The sequence below is a fragment of the Streptomyces sp. NPDC054783 genome (assembly GCF_053611725.1).
Window position 1 is genome coordinate 213,164 of sequence record NZ_JBSHAY010000003.1, and the last position, 14,573, is coordinate 227,736.

Genomic DNA, 14,573 nt, shown 5'->3' on the forward strand with positions numbered 1-14,573 from the left:
CCGTCAGGCCATCCAGAAGAACACCGCCGTCATCCGCTTCTCCTCCAGTTCCTTGCCGCAGTAACCCGTCGCGCTGTGCACGAGGTTGGCGTTGTAGAGGAGGAGGCGGTTGTACTTGTGGGGGACGCGGACGTCCTCCTCGAAGTGGTCGGCGGGGACGAACCTCGTGCCGAGGGCCTCGACCAGGTTGTTGTGCGGGGCCTGGACGATGTTGCCGCCGAGCCGGCCGCCGGGCAGTGACTGGCGGTAGAAGGCGGTGCCGCAGTCCTTGTGGACACGGGGGTTCAGGTACAGCACGGCGGCGTACCGGCACAGGGCGCGGGAGTCGGTGTGCGGGCGGGGCTCGCTCTCGCCCTCGCCGACCACCTGGACGCAGTTGTGGTTGAGGGTGCCGCCGCCGGGTGCCTGCTGCACCCACAGCTTGGTCGCGCCGGTGGCCTTCTTCACCAGGTTCTCGACGCGGGCGAGTTCACCGGGCTCCAGGCCGGGCATGGCGCGCAGGCCGGGCCAGGTCTCGGAGGTGTACGGGTAGCCCTCGACCCAGTCGTCCTTGGCCAGACACCGCTCCCGTACGGCGTCCACCTCGGGCAGGACGTCGTCGAGGACCCAGTAGTCGCGGCCCTTGGTGGGCTTGCGGTACGGCAGGACGGGAAGGGCCGCGGGCATACGGGGCGGTGGCTGTGGGGGCATGCGGCGAATCTATGCCGGGGTTTCCTCTCGCCTCTCCCGAGGAATGGTCAACTCTTCTTTACCCACGGCACAGATACAAATCTTTACCTGCCGCACCGATACGAACCGCCTCCGCGTCCGTACTGCTGTGCGTCCGAACCGTCCCGTGCCGTCAGCGTGGGCGGATCCACGACCGGGCAGGAGGCACGGTGCGCTTTTCGCGGAACGCGACGGGAACCCTCTTCGTGGGCGGTGCGATGGCCGTGACCCTCGCGGCACTCGCCTACCCGAGCATGCTCGGGCTGACCAAGGCGACCACCGCGCAGGACCGCGTCATCGCCAACACCCAGTGGGGGCCGCTCACCGAGCAGGACCGGGACTTCGTGGTGAAGGTGCGGGCCGCCGGTCTGTGGGAGTACCCGGTGGGGCAGATGGGGCTGCAGAAGGGCACCACACCGGGGGTCCTCACGGCCAGCAAGCACCTGGTCGACGGGCACGCGGCGCTGGACACCAGCTGCCGCAAGATCGCGCCGATGCTGAACATCACGCTGCCCGATCTGCCCAGCCCCCAGCAGCAGGGCTTCGTCAGCCAGTTGAAGGCGGACAGCGGGAAGAAGTTCGACAGCGACTTCGCCAACATCCTGCGGATGACGCACGGCGCGATCTTCAACACCATCTCGAAGATCCGGTCCACCACCAAGAACTCGCTGGTGCGCGCCCTCGCCGACCAGGCCAACGACACCGTGCTGGACCATATGACGGTCATGGAGAAGACCGGTCTGGTCGACTTCGACCAGACCATCTTCCAGCAGACCACCCCACCCAAGCTGCCCAACTCCGACCTGACCCCGCCACCCCCGGCCGCCGGTCAGCCGGAGGTGGTGCTCACGCCGCCGCCGAACCCGACCTCGACGCCCGTCGACCTCAGCGGGCTGACCGGCGGCAGCGGCGGCGCGGGCGCGACTCCGGGGGCGAACCCCGGCCCGACGGCGGGTTAGGCAAGCCACACGGTCGTGTCCGGCGGGAGGGTCCTGCCGTCGATCGGGGAGCTGGTCAGCAGCACCTCGCCCGGCGGCAGCCGTACCGGCCCGTCGCCGAGGTTGGTCACGCAGCGCCAGCCCTCGCGGCGGGTGAAGTCCAGTACCCCGGCGGGGACTTCCGGCGTCCAGGTCAGCTCCTCGCCCTCCAGCAGCTTGCGGCGCAGCCGCAGGGCGGTGCGGTACAGCTCCAGGGTCGAGCCCTCGGCCTCGGTCTGGGCCTCGACGGCGTACGCCGCGAAGGACGACGGCTGCGGCAGCCAGGCGCCGCCCGGCCCGAAGCCGTACGACGGCCCGTCCGTCGTCCACGGCAGCGGCACCCGGCAGCCGTCGCGGCCCTTGCGGACATGGCCGGTCTGTTCCCAGATCGGGTCCTGCAGCACCTCGGTGGGCAGGTCGGCGACCTCGGGCAGGCCGAGTTCCTCGCCCTGGTAGAGGTACGACGATCCGGGCAGCGCGAGCATGAGCAGGGTCGCGGCCCGGGCCCGGCGCAGCCCCGCTCCGGGGTCGATCGCGGGTGCGGTGCCGCCGGACAGCAGCCAGGCGGCCGGGTCGGTGCCGGCCGGAAGCGTGAGGCGGGAGGCGTGGCGTACGACGTCGTGGTTGGACAGCACCCAGGTGGCGGTGGCGCCGGCGGCCCGGGCGGTGGCGAGTTCGTCGGTGATGACCCGGCGGAGCTCGCCGGCGTCCCAACGGGTCTCCAGGTACTCGAAGTTGAAGGCCTGGCCGAGTTCGTCGGGGCGGGCGTACAGCGCGCGGCGGGGGCCCGGGACCCAGGCCTCGGCGACGGCGGTGCGCGGCGGGCTGTAGGCGTCGAAGACCTTGCGCCAGTCCCGGTAGATCTCGTGCACCTCGTCGCGGTCCCAGTACGGGTGGCTGCCCGGCGGGACCAGCGGCAGGGACTCCTCGCCGGTGGCGCCGATGTTCCCGATGTCCCGCAGTGGCTCGGCGAGGTCCTTGGCGAGACCGTGGGCGACGTCGACACGGAAGCCGTCGACGCCCCGGTCGGACCAGAAGCGCAGGGTGGTGCGGAAGTCGGCGCGGACGTCCTCGTTGTCCCAGTTGAGGTCGGGCTGTTCGGGGGCGAAGAGGTGTAGGTACCACTCGCCGTCCGGGGTCCGCTTCCAGGCGCTGCCGCCGAAGACGGACTGCCAGTCGGTGGGCGGGAGTTCGCCGTGTGCGCCCCGGCCGGGCCGGAAGACATAGCGCTCGCGGGCCGGGGAGCCGGAGGCGGCGCGCAGGGCCTCCTGGAACCAGGGGTGCTGGTGCGAGGTGTGGTTCGGGACGATGTCGACGACGACCTTCAGGCCGAGCCGGTGGGCCTCGCCGACCAGGGCGTCGAAGTCGTCCAGGGTGCCGAGGCGGGGGTCGACGTCCCGGTGGTCGGCGACGTCGTAGCCGCCGTCGGCCAGTTCCGAGGGGTAGAAGGGGCTCAGCCACACGGCGTCGACGCCGAGGCCGGCGAGGTGGTCCAGGCGCTGGGTGATGCCGCGCAGATCGCCGAGTCCGTCGCCGTCGGCGTCGGCGAAACTGCGGGGATAGACCTGGTAGATGACGGCCTGCCGCCACCAGTCGGGGTTCTTGGGGGAGAGGTCGGGGGAGCGCTCTGCCATACGGGATCCCTTCGGGAAGGAGGACGATACAGGGAATCTGTCCACATTGCCCGGAAAAGGAACCTTCGGCCGGCGCCGGAGGGTACCGCCCCGCCGCCTACGGGCGCTCCACCGTCTCCAGGTACAGCTTCACGAAACGGTCCACGTCGACCTCCAACGCCACGTCCACCAGGGCCTGTTCGCGCCTGCCCTCGTGGATCTCGGACTCGCCGGGGCGGGGACGGCGGTCGACGATCGTCTGGCCCCGGGTCGGGCCGGGGGCGAGGGAGACCTCGAGGGGCAGCAGGCGGGTGGTGATGCCCTGCGGGTCGGCGACCGCGCACACCGCGCCCGCGTCACCGAGGCCGCCCGCCTCCTCCGCCTCGGGGGCCTCGCCCTGGGCGGCCGGCCGGTGCGCGAGGAGTTCGCCGGCCAGACGGGTGCCGGGGTCGCTGCTCGCGCGCATCCGGTGGACGTCCGCCGCGTCCACGACCACCTGCATGAACACGTCGAGGCCGTACATCGTGATCGGCACCCCGGCGGTCAGCAGGACCGCCGCCGCCTCCGGGTCGTGCCAGACGTTGAACTCGGCGACCGGCGTGGCGTTCCCGACGGACACCGCGCCGCCCATGAAGACGATCCGCTCGATGTTGCGGGTCACCTCCGGATGGGTGCGCAGGAGCAGGGCGATGTTGGTCAGGGGCGCGGTGGGGATCAGGGTGACCGGGCGCGGCGAGGCCAGGATCTCGCGGCGCAGAAGGGCTACGGCGTCCAGCTCGGACGCGCTGCGTTTCGGCGCGGGCAGGCCCAGGTCGCCCATGCCGTCGGAACCGTGCACGTGCTGCGCCGGGCGGGCCGGCTCGATCAGCGGGCGTTCGGCGCCCCGGCCCACCGGGATGTCCGGGGCGCCCGCCTGCTCCAGCACGGTCAGGGTGTTGCGGACCACGCCGTCGACGTCCGTGTTCCCGGCCACGCAGGTCACCGCCCGCAGATCGAGACCCGGGTGGCGCACGGCGAGCAGCAGGGCGAGGGCGTCGTCGACACCGGTGTCGCAGTCGATGATCACGGGAATGGGCTGACCTGTCACGGCGGACTCCTTCCGTCAAGCCGACCTTAGATCAGTACCGCCGCTCCCACAGGTGCGGTTCACCCCCGCAGGTAACCGTCACTCCCACAGGGCGGTGCCGCGTCCGGCCACCCGCCCGGCGATCCGGGACAACAGCTCCGGCACCGGCAGCTCGCCGGGCCGGCGGCCGTCCCGCAGCCGTACGGCGGCCAGGCCCGCCGCGGCCTCACGGGCTCCGATCACCGCCTGGTACGGCACCAGGCGCGCGGCGCGGATCCGGGCGCCGAGGCTGCCCTGCTCCGGACCCGCGACCTCGGCCCGCAGGCCCGCCTCCACAGCCTGGCGCACGACCTGCGCCGCCTGCTCCAGCTGCTCCTCGCCGACCGGCAGGACGGCCAGCTGCACCGGGGCCAGCCAGGCCGGGAAGGCGCCGGCGTGCGCCTCGATCAGGTGGGCGACGGCCCGCTCGACGCTGCCGATGATGCTGCGGTGCACCATGACCGGGCGGTGCCTGGCGCCGTCCGCGCCGATGTAGTGCAGGTCGAAGCGGGCCGGCTGGTGGAAGTCGATCTGCACGGTGGACAGGGTGGACTCGCGGCCGGCCGGGTCGGCGATCTGCACGTCGATCTTCGGGCCGTAGAAGGCGGCCTCGCCCTCCGCCTCCTCGTACGCCGCGCCGGAAGCGTCCAGGACCTCCCGCAGCAGTTCGGTGGCCCGGCGCCACAGCTCCGGATCGGCGACGTACTTCCCGCCCTGTCCGGGCAGGGACAGCCGGTGCCGTACGGCCTCGATGCCGAGGTCGGCGTAGGCGCGGGCGATCAGCTCCAGCGCGGCCCGGGCCTCCTGAACCGCCTGGTCCAGGGTGCAGAAGATGTGGGCGTCGTTGAGCTGGATGGCACGGACGCGGGTCAGGCCGCCCAGGACGCCGGACAGCTCGGCGCGGTGCATGCTGCCCAACTCGGCGATGCGCAGGGGAAGTTCCCGGTAACTGTGGGAGCGGGAGCGGTAGATCAGGGCGTGGTGGGGGCACAGGCTGGGCCGCAGCACGACCTCCTCGGACCCTTGGGGGCCCAGCTTCATCGGCGGATACATGTCGTCGCTGTAGTGGTCCCAGTGCCCGGAGATCTCGTACAGCTCCCGTTTGCCGAGCGCGGGCGAGTACACGTGCCGGTAGCCGGCCCGGCGTTCGGCCTCGCGGATGTACTCCTCCAGGGTGTGCCGTACGACCGCGCCGTCCGGCAGCCAGTACGGCAGGCCGGCGCCCATCAGCGGGTCGGTGTCGAACAGACCGAGCTCGCGGCCGAGCCGGCGGTGGTCGGGGAGTGGGGCGTTCATGGGGTCTCCTCGCTACGGGAGGCGAACGCCCACGGAAGACGCAAGCCCCGGGGCGTTCGCCCCGGGGCTTCGATGCTGGTCAGGTGTCAGCGCGCCGGGACGGTCTCCGGCGTCGTCGTGCTCTTCGGGCACTGCTGGGCGCGCTGCATGAGGCGAACGTAACAGGCGCGGAAGCGGCGGGTCGAGGCAATTCCCGCGGGCCACTCACCCGGATCCCGCGGGCCACTCACCCGGATGGCCCGGGAGCGCTGGTGGGCCGGTCGGGGCGGTGGTGCCGTGAGACCAGGCACCACACCAGCAGGACCCCACCGGCAGGCACCCCCTCGCAGAACCCCCACCGGCCGCAGCCCCGGAGGCACCTCGATGACCTCTCTGCACGACGCGCTACGCCCCCGCGGCCTCCCACTCTGGCTCACCGTCGCCGGTCTCCTCGTCATGGGCGGCTGCGCGGCCCTCGCCCTGAACCAGCCGGAGACCGCGACCCCGCCCCTCCCGACGATCGACAAGCCGTCGCCGTCGCCGAAGACGTCCAAGCGGGCCGACGGCTCCACCCTCACCGACGGGCAGGCGCAGGCCGCGCTCCTCAACGAGAACGACCTCGGCGCCCCCTGGACGGCGACCCGCGGGGCGGCCACCTGGCGGGACCAGCTGCTGAAGGCGACCACCTCGGCCGGCGCGTGCCAGCGGCTGCTGGACGCCCTCTACACCGACGAACTCCTCGGCGGTCCCGCCCGCGTCGCCGTAGGCCTGGACAACACCGACACCGACGCCCAGCTGCGCTACCAGATCGCCGCCCGCCGCCCCGCCGACGTGAACACGGCCCTCGCCTGGCTGAAGACGATGCCGGCGCAGTGCGCGCGGTTCACGGCCACCACGGGGACCGGGATCACGGAGGACGTCCAGGTCGGCGACGCCCCGCTGCCGGAGGTCGGGGACGCGCGCCAGGGCCTGCGGGTCAGCCTCGCCGCCACCGATTCCCGCAACCGGCACGCCGTGCTCACGCTGGACGTGGCCGCCGTCCGGGTCGGCCCGGACGCGTTCGCCCTCACCAACGGCGGCTTCGGGGACGTCCCGAACGACGCGACCCAGGCCGCCGTCCAGATCGGCGCCCTGCGCCTGACGGACATCCGCAAGCAGGGGCGGGCGCAGGTGTGACCGTCGGCCTCTACAGCGGCGGCTGCGCCGGTGCCGGGCCCAGGGTCGTCGTGCCCGGGGTCGTGCGGTGGCCGAGGCCGGTGCGGTAGGCGTCCAGGGCGGCCTCGATACGGCCCGTGCGGCGCAGCAGGTCGCCCAGGAGGCGGCACAGGTCGGCCAGGTCGCCGGCGGCACCCGCGCGTTCCAGGATGCTGAGCGCGCGGACGTAGTGCTCCTCGGCGGCCTCGGTGTCGCGGGCGTCCTCGGCGATGATGCCGAGCAGGCGGTGGGCCGCGGCGGCGTGCACCGCGCCGCGCTCGGAGGAGAAGTCGCCGAGGACGCCCTCCAGGAGTACGGCGGACTCCTCCGACTTTCCCCGGCGGTGCAGCACGTCGGCCAGTTCCACGGCGGCCTGGCTGCGGTACAGGGCGGCCCGGGACTCGGCGAGCATGGCGTGCGCCTGGCGCAACTCGGTCTCGGCGCGCTCCAGGTCGCCGTTCTGGGCGCAGACGTAGCCGCGCATCCAGTGGCAGTTGGCCAGCTCCGTGCGCAGGCGCAGCCGGCGGTACAGCTCGGCCGCCTTGGCGAGGGAGGCGTCGGCCTCGGTGACCCGTCCCTCGGCGATCAGCGTGCGGGCCACCGAGCGGTGCATCCGGGCGATCAGCGCGGGGTCGCCGGCCTGCGGCGCGAGCGCGAGGGCGAGCTCGGCGGCCTGGGCGGCACGGGCGTGCGCGCCCATGTCCATGTACGGGCCGATCACGCTGGCGTAGAGCAGGAGCAGGGCGTCGGGGTCGTGCAGTCCGCCGCGGTTGAGTTCGTCCAGCGTCGATTCCAGCAGGTAGACGGCGTAGCGGAGTTCACCGGCCAGGTAGTGCGCGACCGCGCGGCCCCGGACCGCCGGTACACGCACCGGGAGGGAGTCGTCCGCGAGGTGCGCCTCGGCGCGCTCGAAGGACTCCCTCGCTTTGTCCAACTCGCCGGTCTCCAGGGCGCATTCACCCAGGCCGAGCAGGGCTGTGGCCTGCTCGCGGCCCAGTCCGTGGGTCTCCGCCTCCGCGAGCAGCGCCGCGTACTGTCCGGCGGCCTCCTCGGCCCTGCCGTCGGCGAGGACCCGCTGGGCCTCGGTGAGGCGCAGGCGCACGTCGGTGGCGAGGTGGGCGGGGCGGCCGACGGCCAGCTCCTCGAAGGCGACGCCGAGCCGGCCGGCGATGTGCCGCAGCGCCTCGTCGGAGGCCCGCACCCGGCCCGCCTCCAGGGTGGAGATGTACGCGGGCGTGTAGGCGGGTTCCGCCAACTGCCGCTGGGTGAGCCCGCGCTGGTTGCGCAGTTGCTGTACGCGCCGTCCGATGACCGCAGGGTCGTCCCGTTCCCGCATCGCGCCGAACCCCCAACTGCCCTGGGACCCCTTGCCGTTGGGCCCGTTCAGCCCCTAGGTTAAACGGCGGATTAAGTCTGCTTAATACGTCGCTGTTGTGTTGCGAGGTCACCGTGCCCGGACGTACATCCGAACCCTACGGAAACACCACCGCACGCAGGGCCGTCGCCGCCGCGCTGATCGCCGCGACAGCCCTGATCCTCGCGGCGAACGCGGGCCCGGCCCGCGCGGCGGAATCCCGGCCGACGGCTCAGGCCCGGGCGACCTCGACGCAGTCGCTTCCGGTGCTGCCCCTGTAGGAGGACTTGCGCCACCGCACGTTCGTCCAACGGCGAGGCACTCGGATCGAGTTCGCGAAGGTTCACCACGTAGCCGAGAGTAACGGCCCGACTGCGTACAGGTGGTCCTGTTCGCCACACCGCCGGAGGCCTACGCTGCCGGACATGACGTCTGCCGCCGCCCGAACGGCCCTGGACCTGACCGCCGACCTCCCGGTCGCGGAGCTGGAGGGCCTCTACCGCGACCTGCACCGCCACCCCGAGCTGTCCCTGCGCGAGCACCGCACCGCCGGGACGCTGGCCGGGCGGCTGAAGGGCGCCGGGTTCGAGACCGTCGAGGGCGTCGGCGGCACCGGGGTCGTGGGCCGGCTGGCCAACGGCGACGGGCCGACCGTACTGCTGCGGGGCGACATGGACGCGCTGCCGGTCGGGGAGGCCACCGGGCTGCCGTACGCCTCGGAGGCGGACGGGGTGATGCACGCGTGCGGGCACGATCTGCACGTCACCTGGCTGACCGGCGCCGCCGAGGCACTGGCCGCCGGGCGGGAGACCTGGCAGGGCACCCTGCTGGTGGTGGGGCAGCCGGCCGAGGAGACCGGGCAGGGCGCGGCCCGGATGGTCTCGGACGGGCTGTACGAGCGGTTCGGCCGGCCCGACGTGCTCCTCGGGCAGCATGCCGCTCCCGGCCCGGCGGGCCTGTACCCGCACGCGCCGGGCCTGATCATGTCGGCGGCGACGGACGTGGACATCGTGGTGCACGGCCGGGGCGGGCACGGTTCGCGTCCGGAGGCGACCGTGGATCCGGTGGTGACCGCCGCCTACCTGGTCACCCGCCTCCAGACGGTCGTCTCCCGGGAGCTCGCAGCCGGCGAGTCCGCCGTGCTGACCGTGGGCCGGCTCGAGGCCGGCACCCGGCACAACATCATCCCGTCCGAGGCCCGCATCTCGCTGAACCTGCGCAGCCAGTCCGAGGAGGTACGGCAGCGGATGCTGGCCGCGATCCGGCGCATCGCGCGGGGCGAGTGCCTGGCCGCCGGATGCCCGCGCGAACCCGACATCACGATCGGCAACATCTTCCCGGTGACGGTGAACGACGCGCCCACCGACAGCACGGTGGCCGCCGTGCACGGCGAGGTCTTCGGCGCCGGCACGGTGTTCGACCCGGGCCCGGCGATGGGCAGCGAGGACTTCCCCGCGCTGGCGCTCGACGGGGCCATCCCGTACTCGTACTGGTTCGTGACCACCACCCCGGCCGAGGTGTGGGACCAGGCCCCCGGCGACACCTTCCCGGAGAAGTTCGCGGCCGTACCCAGCAACCACAGCCCGCACTTCGCACCCGACCTGTCCGTGATCGCGCCCGGCGTGCGCACGCTGGTCTCCGGGGCACTGGCGCTGTTGCCGGTGGCGTGACGGGACCTACCGGGCCGCCTGGAGCTGGCGCAGCTGCCGCTGGACGTTCTCCAGCGCGCCCTGCCGGCGGCCCGGCACCCGCAGCCGCAACTCCGCCAGGGCGGGCCCGAGTTCACGGGCGTCGGACGGGGCCGTGATCCTGCCCCACTGATGGTGTGCCCGGTCCACGGCCGCCTCCACGGCGGGTGCGTCCACCGACTGCCCGGCGGCCAGCCGCACCCCGGCCACGGCGAGCCAGGCCCGGCAACTGCGCACCGCGTCCCCCGCGAACATCGCGAGGTCCGCCCGGACTTCGGCCCAGTGCAGAGCCTCGTCGGAGGCCGCGCCATGGGCACCCACGGCAAGCTGCTCCTGCTGAGCGGCAAGCACATCGGCCTCCCCGTGCCGCCCGCCCTGCACGGCGGCACTGATGGCGGCGTGGGGGTCCGGCCCGGCGACGCGGAAGTCTCGCTCGAGGGGGTGTGACGGCTGCCCGCTGCCGGGCGGGGGCGGGGTCTGGGCGAGGGCGTGCGGGGGCGGGACCTGCCCGGCGGCGTGCGGGGCCTGGGCGAGGGCGTGCGAGAGCTGCTGGGTTCCGGGCACGGTGGGGGCTTGGTCTTCCAGCCGACCTTGACGAGTGGGCGGGTGGGCGAACGGGGGTCTGGGGGCGAAGCCCCCGGGAATGGCCAGCACCAGGTCACGCCCGGCACTCGACTCCGCGATCCGAGCCAACGCCTGCTCGTGCAACCGAGGAAGCGGCGGCCGGTGCCCACTGCGCAACAGCGTCGCCACCGCCTTCATGTACGCCGGCTCGGCCACCCCCCGCCGCCCGGCCCCCGGCGCCACACGACCGAAAACGGCGGCATTGGCACCGCAGTCCAGCCCGCGCTCGGCGACGTACTGCCACGCCTCCGCATCCCCGTGCAGGTCCACGACCAGCGCGGTGTCCGCAGCGGAGCGCAACCGCAGCTCCTCCCGTATCCAGTGCCAGGGCAGCGCGGTGTAGCGCACGGTCGCCGCGGTGGTGCGCGCCAGCGCCAGATGCGGCAGCCGCTGCCGGCGGTCCAACTGCAGCTGTCCGGCGATGTACAGGGTCAGCGGCCCGGGCGCGGCCGCGGCGGCGCGCAGCCGGGTCAGTACGGCCTGCGGCTCCAGCGGGTCGGCGAGTTCGACGACGTTGGCGGTGTCGGTGCCGGACAGCACGGCGGGGGCGACGGCGGCCAGGACCGGCAGCACACCGGCCGCATCCACCAGGCGCCCCCGGCCCACCGGCGAGGCCGCGAGCAGCAGCACGGTTCCGGGCATCGGTCCTCCCCCTGTAGCCCTGTCGGGCCTGGTAGCCCTGTCGGGCCTGCCGACCCTGCCGAGGCCGGTCGGCTCTTCACGCTCTCCAGCCAGCACCGTAACCGCTGCGGCTGCAAACGCGCGCCCCGGGAAAGCCTCAGGACCGCAAACGTCCCTCTTCGCCGTCTTCGCCGTCTTCGCGCGCCGCCTCCCGCGCCCGCCGCACGGCGAACACCGTGGTGTCGTCGACCAGCCGGCCGCCACAGTGCCGCAGGACGCCGTCGCGGACCAGCCGGACCAGCAGCCCGGGGTCGGGGTGGCCCGTCCCGGCGGCGACCGCGGGGGCGAGCTCCCGGACCAGCGGATAGAAGGTGCCCCGCCGGTCCCGTGCCTCGGTCACCCCGTCGGTGACCAGCAGCAGGGTCTCGTCGGCGGCGAGCGGCACCCGGTGCACGGGCGGCAGACCGCCGACCAGGTCGGCGAACCCGAGCGGCAGCCCGTCGCCGCTGGGCAGCTCGCGCACTCCGCCCGGGCCGACGGCGAGCGGGGCCTCATGGCCGAAGTTGACGACCTCGATGGTCTCCGGGGTGTCCTCGGGGAAGCCGATCAGCACGGCTGTGGCGAACCGGTCGCCGTCGTCGCGACCGAGCGCGGTGGTGTGCCGGCGGTGCCGCAGCATCCGGATCTCCAGGCGCTCGGCGACGGTCGCGAGGTCCTTCTCGTGGTAGCCGGCCTCGCGGAAGGTGCCGAGCAGCGCCGCGGCCGTCTCCACCGCGCCGAGCCCCTTGCCCTGCACATCGCCGACGAACAGGCGGGTGCCGTACGGGCCGGGCTGGATGTCGTAGAAGTCGCCGCCGACCCGGGCCTCGACGTCCGCCGCCAGATACACCCCGGCATGCTCCAGCCCGGCCCAGCGCGGCGGCAGTGGGCGCAGCACGGTACGGCGGGTGGTCTCGGCGATGTCCTGGATGTGCAGGGTCTGCCGCTCCTTGCGCAGGCGCACGGCACAGGCCACCACGGCCAGCACGCCGCCGACGGCGACCAGGACGAAGTCGCCGAGACCGGCCTGGTACTGACTCGGCCAGGCGCTGTCGACGGCGACGTACGTCACCACCGCCAGCACCGCGAAGACGACCGTCGTCCACACCCCGCAGATCGCGGCGGCCGTACCGGGGACCAGCACGATCCAGGAGACGATCCGGAACCGCTCGCTGGTGTTGAAGTCCAGCAGCACGATGCCGACGAGCAGTAACAGGGGCGGTACCCAGGCGACATTCCGGCCGCGTACGCGCAGCAGCTGGCGCCGCCGCCCGTACTCCATCTCCGTCACGGCGGGCAGCCCTCCAGGTCTCTCGGCCTCTCCCAGCGAAACACGGGAGACAAACCGCCGCATCCGGGCACCCGTCACTCTCCTGGCCGACTTGCCGGGCCCTGCGCCCAGGTGTGCTCTGGAAGGCGGGGGCGAGGAGAGAGGAGTGCTCTCATGGCTCAAGCGGCACCCGTGCCCGGCGGCATGTCCCGCCCCGGCCGCAGGGAGATCGGAGAACGGCTTCCCGGTGGGCGGCGCACCCGTCCGCCCGATGTCTTCGGCGCGCGCACGCATCGCATCGCGCACTTCGCCGTCCCGGTCGTACTGGGCCTGATCTACGGCTACTGGGTCGCGGCCGACGCGCGCCAGGGCGGCCCCGTCACCGGCGGGAACCTGCTGCTCGGCTGGCTCAGCGCGCTGGTTTTCGCGGTGGTGTCCATCGCCCTGCTGAGGCTGGCCCCGCGGATGTCGCGGGAACTGCACGCGCTGCTGTGGTCGGCGTTCACCGGTATCGCGTTCGGCTTCCTGTACATCCAGACGCCGCACTCGGTCTGGCGGTCCGTGATGATGTCGCTGCTCGTCGCGGGGTGCACCTTCGGCACGTTCTTCTACCGCTACTACACGCGCGAGGACGCGTTCGGGCGCCGGGTCCGCTGAGCCGCACGGGCCGCGGGCGGGCCACGCGGGTGTGGGCGTGGGTCCCGGCGGGACGGGACCCACGCCTCCCCCGTGTTCCCCACTTCCCTCGCCCCGGCCTTGCACCGGTCTCCTCCCCCCAACACCAGGAAACACCCGTTCGGGTGAAGCCTCCACCGGAGATCGGGGTGCCCGGTTCCACCAAGGGGTGCGGTCGCTTCCGCCAGGGGGTGCGGGTCAGTTCTCCCAAGGGGTGCGGGTCAGTTCTCCACAGAGGTCAGGGCCTTCGCCCGAATGCATGCGCTCCGCTCGCGCACGCGCCCGCGGGGCCGTTGTCTGAAAGCGTGCCCCCACCTCTCAGGAGCGCCCTGTCGGCCGTACTGCTCGCCCTGTCCTGCCTCCTCGCGCCGTTCGGCGCGCTGGCGGCCTGGGCGGCGTACGGGCTCGTCGACACGGGCCGGTACGTCACCACGATGGCGCCGCTCGCCGCCGACCCGAACGTACGGGAGGCCGTCGTGGACACGGTCGGTGACGGCATCCTGCACGCGGTGGACCAGCATCTGGGCGTCCGTCCGGCGGGCGGCTCCGTCCGCCCGTTCGTGCGCGACGCGGTGCGCTCCTTCACCCAGACCGAGGCCTTCCGGCTGGCCTGGGACACCGGCAACCGGGTCACCCACGACGCGATCGTGCGCGCCCTGCGCGACGAGGAGGACGGCGGAGCGGCCGGTCGGCCGGTCACCGTCGACCTCGCCGCCGTCACCGACCAGGTCAAGCGTCAGCTGACCCGGGACCATGTGCCGCTCGCCGCACGGATCCCGGTGGAGCACACCGCGGTCTCCGTGCTGCCGGCGGGCGAACTGACCTCCTTGCGGAAGGGTTTCCACGTGCTCGAAGTCGCCGGATTCTGGCTGCCGGTGGCGGCCGTCGCCTTCGCCGCCACCGGGATCGCCCTCGCCGTCCACCGCCGGCGCGCCGTCGCCGCGACCGCGCTGGGCACGGCCCTGGGCGGCGGACTGCTCGCCCTGGCCCTCGCCGTCGGCCGCGGCCTCACCCTCGCCGGCCTGCCCGCCGACGTGCCCCATCCGGCGGCCGGCGCGGTCTACGACGCCCTCACCGGCACCCTGCGCACGACAGCATGGCTACTGCTCGGCCTGGGCCTCACGGTGGCGCTGACCGCATGGCTGACCCGCCACCTGCCCCTGACCCGCCGTCTGCACCCGCTCCGACCCGCCCCCACCCCCCACCCCTCCGCCCCACCGGTGTCGCCCCCACCCCCCGCCCCGACCCAGACACCGACCCGGGCACAGGCCTGACGACCCGGGCGCACGTCTGACGACCCGGGCGCACGTCTGACGACCCGCGCGCAGGTCTGACGCCCCCCGGCACGCACCTCGGCGCGCCCCGTCCCCAGCCTGTGGATACGTGCGGGGTGTTCAGCGGGCCGGAGCCGACCACGTGCTGCTCTCGCC

General features: G+C 73.5%; 13 protein-coding genes and 1 pseudogene. 6 read left to right on the top strand and 8 right to left on the bottom strand.

The window, feature by feature from the left end; genetic code table 11:
• Positions 1 to 3 precede the first annotated feature (3 nt).
• Positions 4 to 690 carry a DUF6445 family protein gene (locus ACWGJ5_RS07865; protein ID WP_453308894.1) on the bottom strand — a complete coding sequence of 229 codons (687 nt, stop codon included), beginning with the start codon at positions 688 to 690 and terminating at the stop codon, positions 4 to 6.
• Between the two features lie 236 nt (positions 691 to 926).
• Between ACWGJ5_RS07865 and ACWGJ5_RS07870 the strand changes: the two genes are divergently transcribed.
• On the top strand, positions 927 to 1,667 hold the full coding sequence (locus ACWGJ5_RS07870; protein ID WP_453309165.1) for a DUF4142 domain-containing protein: 741 nt from the start codon (positions 927 to 929) through the stop codon (positions 1,665 to 1,667).
• On the opposite strand, the gene ACWGJ5_RS07875 is transcribed toward ACWGJ5_RS07870, so the two are convergent.
• From ACWGJ5_RS07875 to thrS, 3 genes are all read right to left on the bottom strand, one after another.
• Positions 1,664 to 3,319 carry a glycoside hydrolase family 13 protein gene (locus tag ACWGJ5_RS07875; RefSeq protein ID WP_453308895.1) on the bottom strand — a complete coding sequence of 552 codons (1,656 nt, stop codon included), beginning with the start codon at positions 3,317 to 3,319 and terminating at the stop codon, positions 1,664 to 1,666. The two genes, ACWGJ5_RS07870 and ACWGJ5_RS07875, sit on opposite strands and share 4 nt — an antisense overlap.
• A gap of 97 nt (positions 3,320 to 3,416) precedes the next feature.
• Positions 3,417 to 4,385, bottom strand: a complete 969-nt coding sequence (locus tag ACWGJ5_RS07880; protein ID WP_453308896.1) for a nucleoside hydrolase — start codon at positions 4,383 to 4,385, stop codon at positions 3,417 to 3,419.
• 78 nt (positions 4,386 to 4,463) lie between these two features.
• Positions 4,464 to 5,699, bottom strand: coding sequence for a threonine--tRNA ligase (gene thrS / locus ACWGJ5_RS07885; protein ID WP_453308897.1), 1,236 nt, complete (start codon positions 5,697 to 5,699; stop codon positions 4,464 to 4,466).
• A 363-nt stretch (positions 5,700 to 6,062) separates the two neighbouring features.
• Here thrS and ACWGJ5_RS07890 point away from each other — a divergent pair, with 363 nt between their 5' ends.
• Positions 6,063 to 6,854 (top strand): hypothetical protein, encoded by a 792-nt coding sequence (locus tag ACWGJ5_RS07890; protein ID WP_453308898.1) that lies wholly within the window; start codon positions 6,063 to 6,065, stop codon positions 6,852 to 6,854.
• A gap of 10 nt (positions 6,855 to 6,864) precedes the next feature.
• Here ACWGJ5_RS07890 and ACWGJ5_RS07895 read toward each other — a convergent pair whose 3' ends face one another.
• Positions 6,865 to 8,208, bottom strand: a complete 1,344-nt coding sequence (locus tag ACWGJ5_RS07895) for a tetratricopeptide repeat protein (protein WP_453308899.1) — start codon at positions 8,206 to 8,208, stop codon at positions 6,865 to 6,867.
• 113 nt (positions 8,209 to 8,321) lie between these two features.
• On the opposite strand from ACWGJ5_RS07895, the gene ACWGJ5_RS07900 reads away from it, so the two are divergent.
• A complete protein-coding gene (locus ACWGJ5_RS07900) occupies positions 8,322 to 8,507 on the top strand; it encodes a hypothetical protein (protein ID WP_453308900.1) in 186 nt (61 codons plus the stop codon).
• Here the strand turns inward: ACWGJ5_RS07900 and ACWGJ5_RS07905 are convergent.
• Positions 8,492 to 8,548, bottom strand: a pseudogene (locus ACWGJ5_RS07905) (hypothetical protein); the annotation flags it as partial. The gene ACWGJ5_RS07900 and the pseudogene ACWGJ5_RS07905 sit on opposite strands and share 16 nt — an antisense overlap.
• A 103-nt stretch (positions 8,549 to 8,651) precedes the next feature.
• Between ACWGJ5_RS07905 and ACWGJ5_RS07910 the strand changes: the two are divergent.
• The gene (locus tag ACWGJ5_RS07910) at positions 8,652 to 9,896 is read left to right on the top strand and encodes an amidohydrolase (RefSeq protein ID WP_453308901.1); all 1,245 of its coding nucleotides are present in this window, start codon (positions 8,652 to 8,654) and stop codon (positions 9,894 to 9,896) included.
• A gap of 6 nt (positions 9,897 to 9,902) precedes the next feature.
• On the opposite strand, the gene ACWGJ5_RS07915 is transcribed toward ACWGJ5_RS07910, so the two are convergent.
• Both ACWGJ5_RS07915 and ACWGJ5_RS07920 read right to left on the bottom strand, forming a co-directional pair.
• The gene (locus tag ACWGJ5_RS07915) at positions 9,903 to 11,180 is read right to left on the bottom strand and encodes a hypothetical protein (RefSeq protein ID WP_453308902.1); all 1,278 of its coding nucleotides are present in this window, start codon (positions 11,178 to 11,180) and stop codon (positions 9,903 to 9,905) included.
• A gap of 136 nt (positions 11,181 to 11,316) precedes the next feature.
• Positions 11,317 to 12,480 carry a PP2C family protein-serine/threonine phosphatase gene (locus ACWGJ5_RS07920; protein ID WP_453309166.1) on the bottom strand — a complete coding sequence of 388 codons (1,164 nt, stop codon included), beginning with the start codon at positions 12,478 to 12,480 and terminating at the stop codon, positions 11,317 to 11,319.
• A gap of 162 nt (positions 12,481 to 12,642) precedes the next feature.
• Here ACWGJ5_RS07920 and ACWGJ5_RS07925 point away from each other — a divergent pair, with 162 nt between their 5' ends.
• Together ACWGJ5_RS07925 and ACWGJ5_RS07930 are read left to right on the top strand one after the other, a co-directional pair.
• The gene (locus tag ACWGJ5_RS07925) at positions 12,643 to 13,125 is read left to right on the top strand and encodes a hypothetical protein (RefSeq protein ID WP_453308903.1); all 483 of its coding nucleotides are present in this window, start codon (positions 12,643 to 12,645) and stop codon (positions 13,123 to 13,125) included.
• Positions 13,126 to 13,448: 323 nt separating this feature from the next.
• Positions 13,449 to 14,417: a hypothetical protein gene (locus ACWGJ5_RS07930; RefSeq protein ID WP_453308904.1), complete on the top strand. Its 969-nt coding sequence runs from the start codon at positions 13,449 to 13,451 to the stop codon at positions 14,415 to 14,417.
• The last annotated feature ends 156 nt before the right edge of the window (positions 14,418 to 14,573 follow it).

What these genes read in the sequence shown, in the direction of transcription:
- ACWGJ5_RS07865 (WP_453308894.1), bottom strand. Translation starts at nt 690, where the DNA reads ATGCCCCCACAGCCACCGCCCCGTATGCCCGCGGCCCTTCCCGTCCTG.
- ACWGJ5_RS07870 (WP_453309165.1), top strand. Translation starts at nt 927, where the DNA reads ATGGCCGTGACCCTCGCGGCACTCGCCTACCCGAGCATGCTCGGGCTG.
- ACWGJ5_RS07875 (WP_453308895.1), bottom strand. Translation starts at nt 3,319, where the DNA reads ATGGCAGAGCGCTCCCCCGACCTCTCCCCCAAGAACCCCGACTGGTGG.
- thrS (WP_453308897.1), bottom strand. Translation starts at nt 5,699, where the DNA reads ATGAACGCCCCACTCCCCGACCACCGCCGGCTCGGCCGCGAGCTCGGT.
- ACWGJ5_RS07890 (WP_453308898.1), top strand. Translation starts at nt 6,063, where the DNA reads ATGACCTCTCTGCACGACGCGCTACGCCCCCGCGGCCTCCCACTCTGG.
- ACWGJ5_RS07895 (WP_453308899.1), bottom strand. Translation starts at nt 8,208, where the DNA reads ATGCGGGAACGGGACGACCCTGCGGTCATCGGACGGCGCGTACAGCAA.
- ACWGJ5_RS07910 (WP_453308901.1), top strand. Translation starts at nt 8,652, where the DNA reads ATGACGTCTGCCGCCGCCCGAACGGCCCTGGACCTGACCGCCGACCTC.
- ACWGJ5_RS07915 (WP_453308902.1), bottom strand. Translation starts at nt 11,180, where the DNA reads ATGCCCGGAACCGTGCTGCTGCTCGCGGCCTCGCCGGTGGGCCGGGGG.
- ACWGJ5_RS07920 (WP_453309166.1), bottom strand. Translation starts at nt 12,480, where the DNA reads ATGGAGTACGGGCGGCGGCGCCAGCTGCTGCGCGTACGCGGCCGGAAT.
- ACWGJ5_RS07925 (WP_453308903.1), top strand. Translation starts at nt 12,643, where the DNA reads ATGGCTCAAGCGGCACCCGTGCCCGGCGGCATGTCCCGCCCCGGCCGC.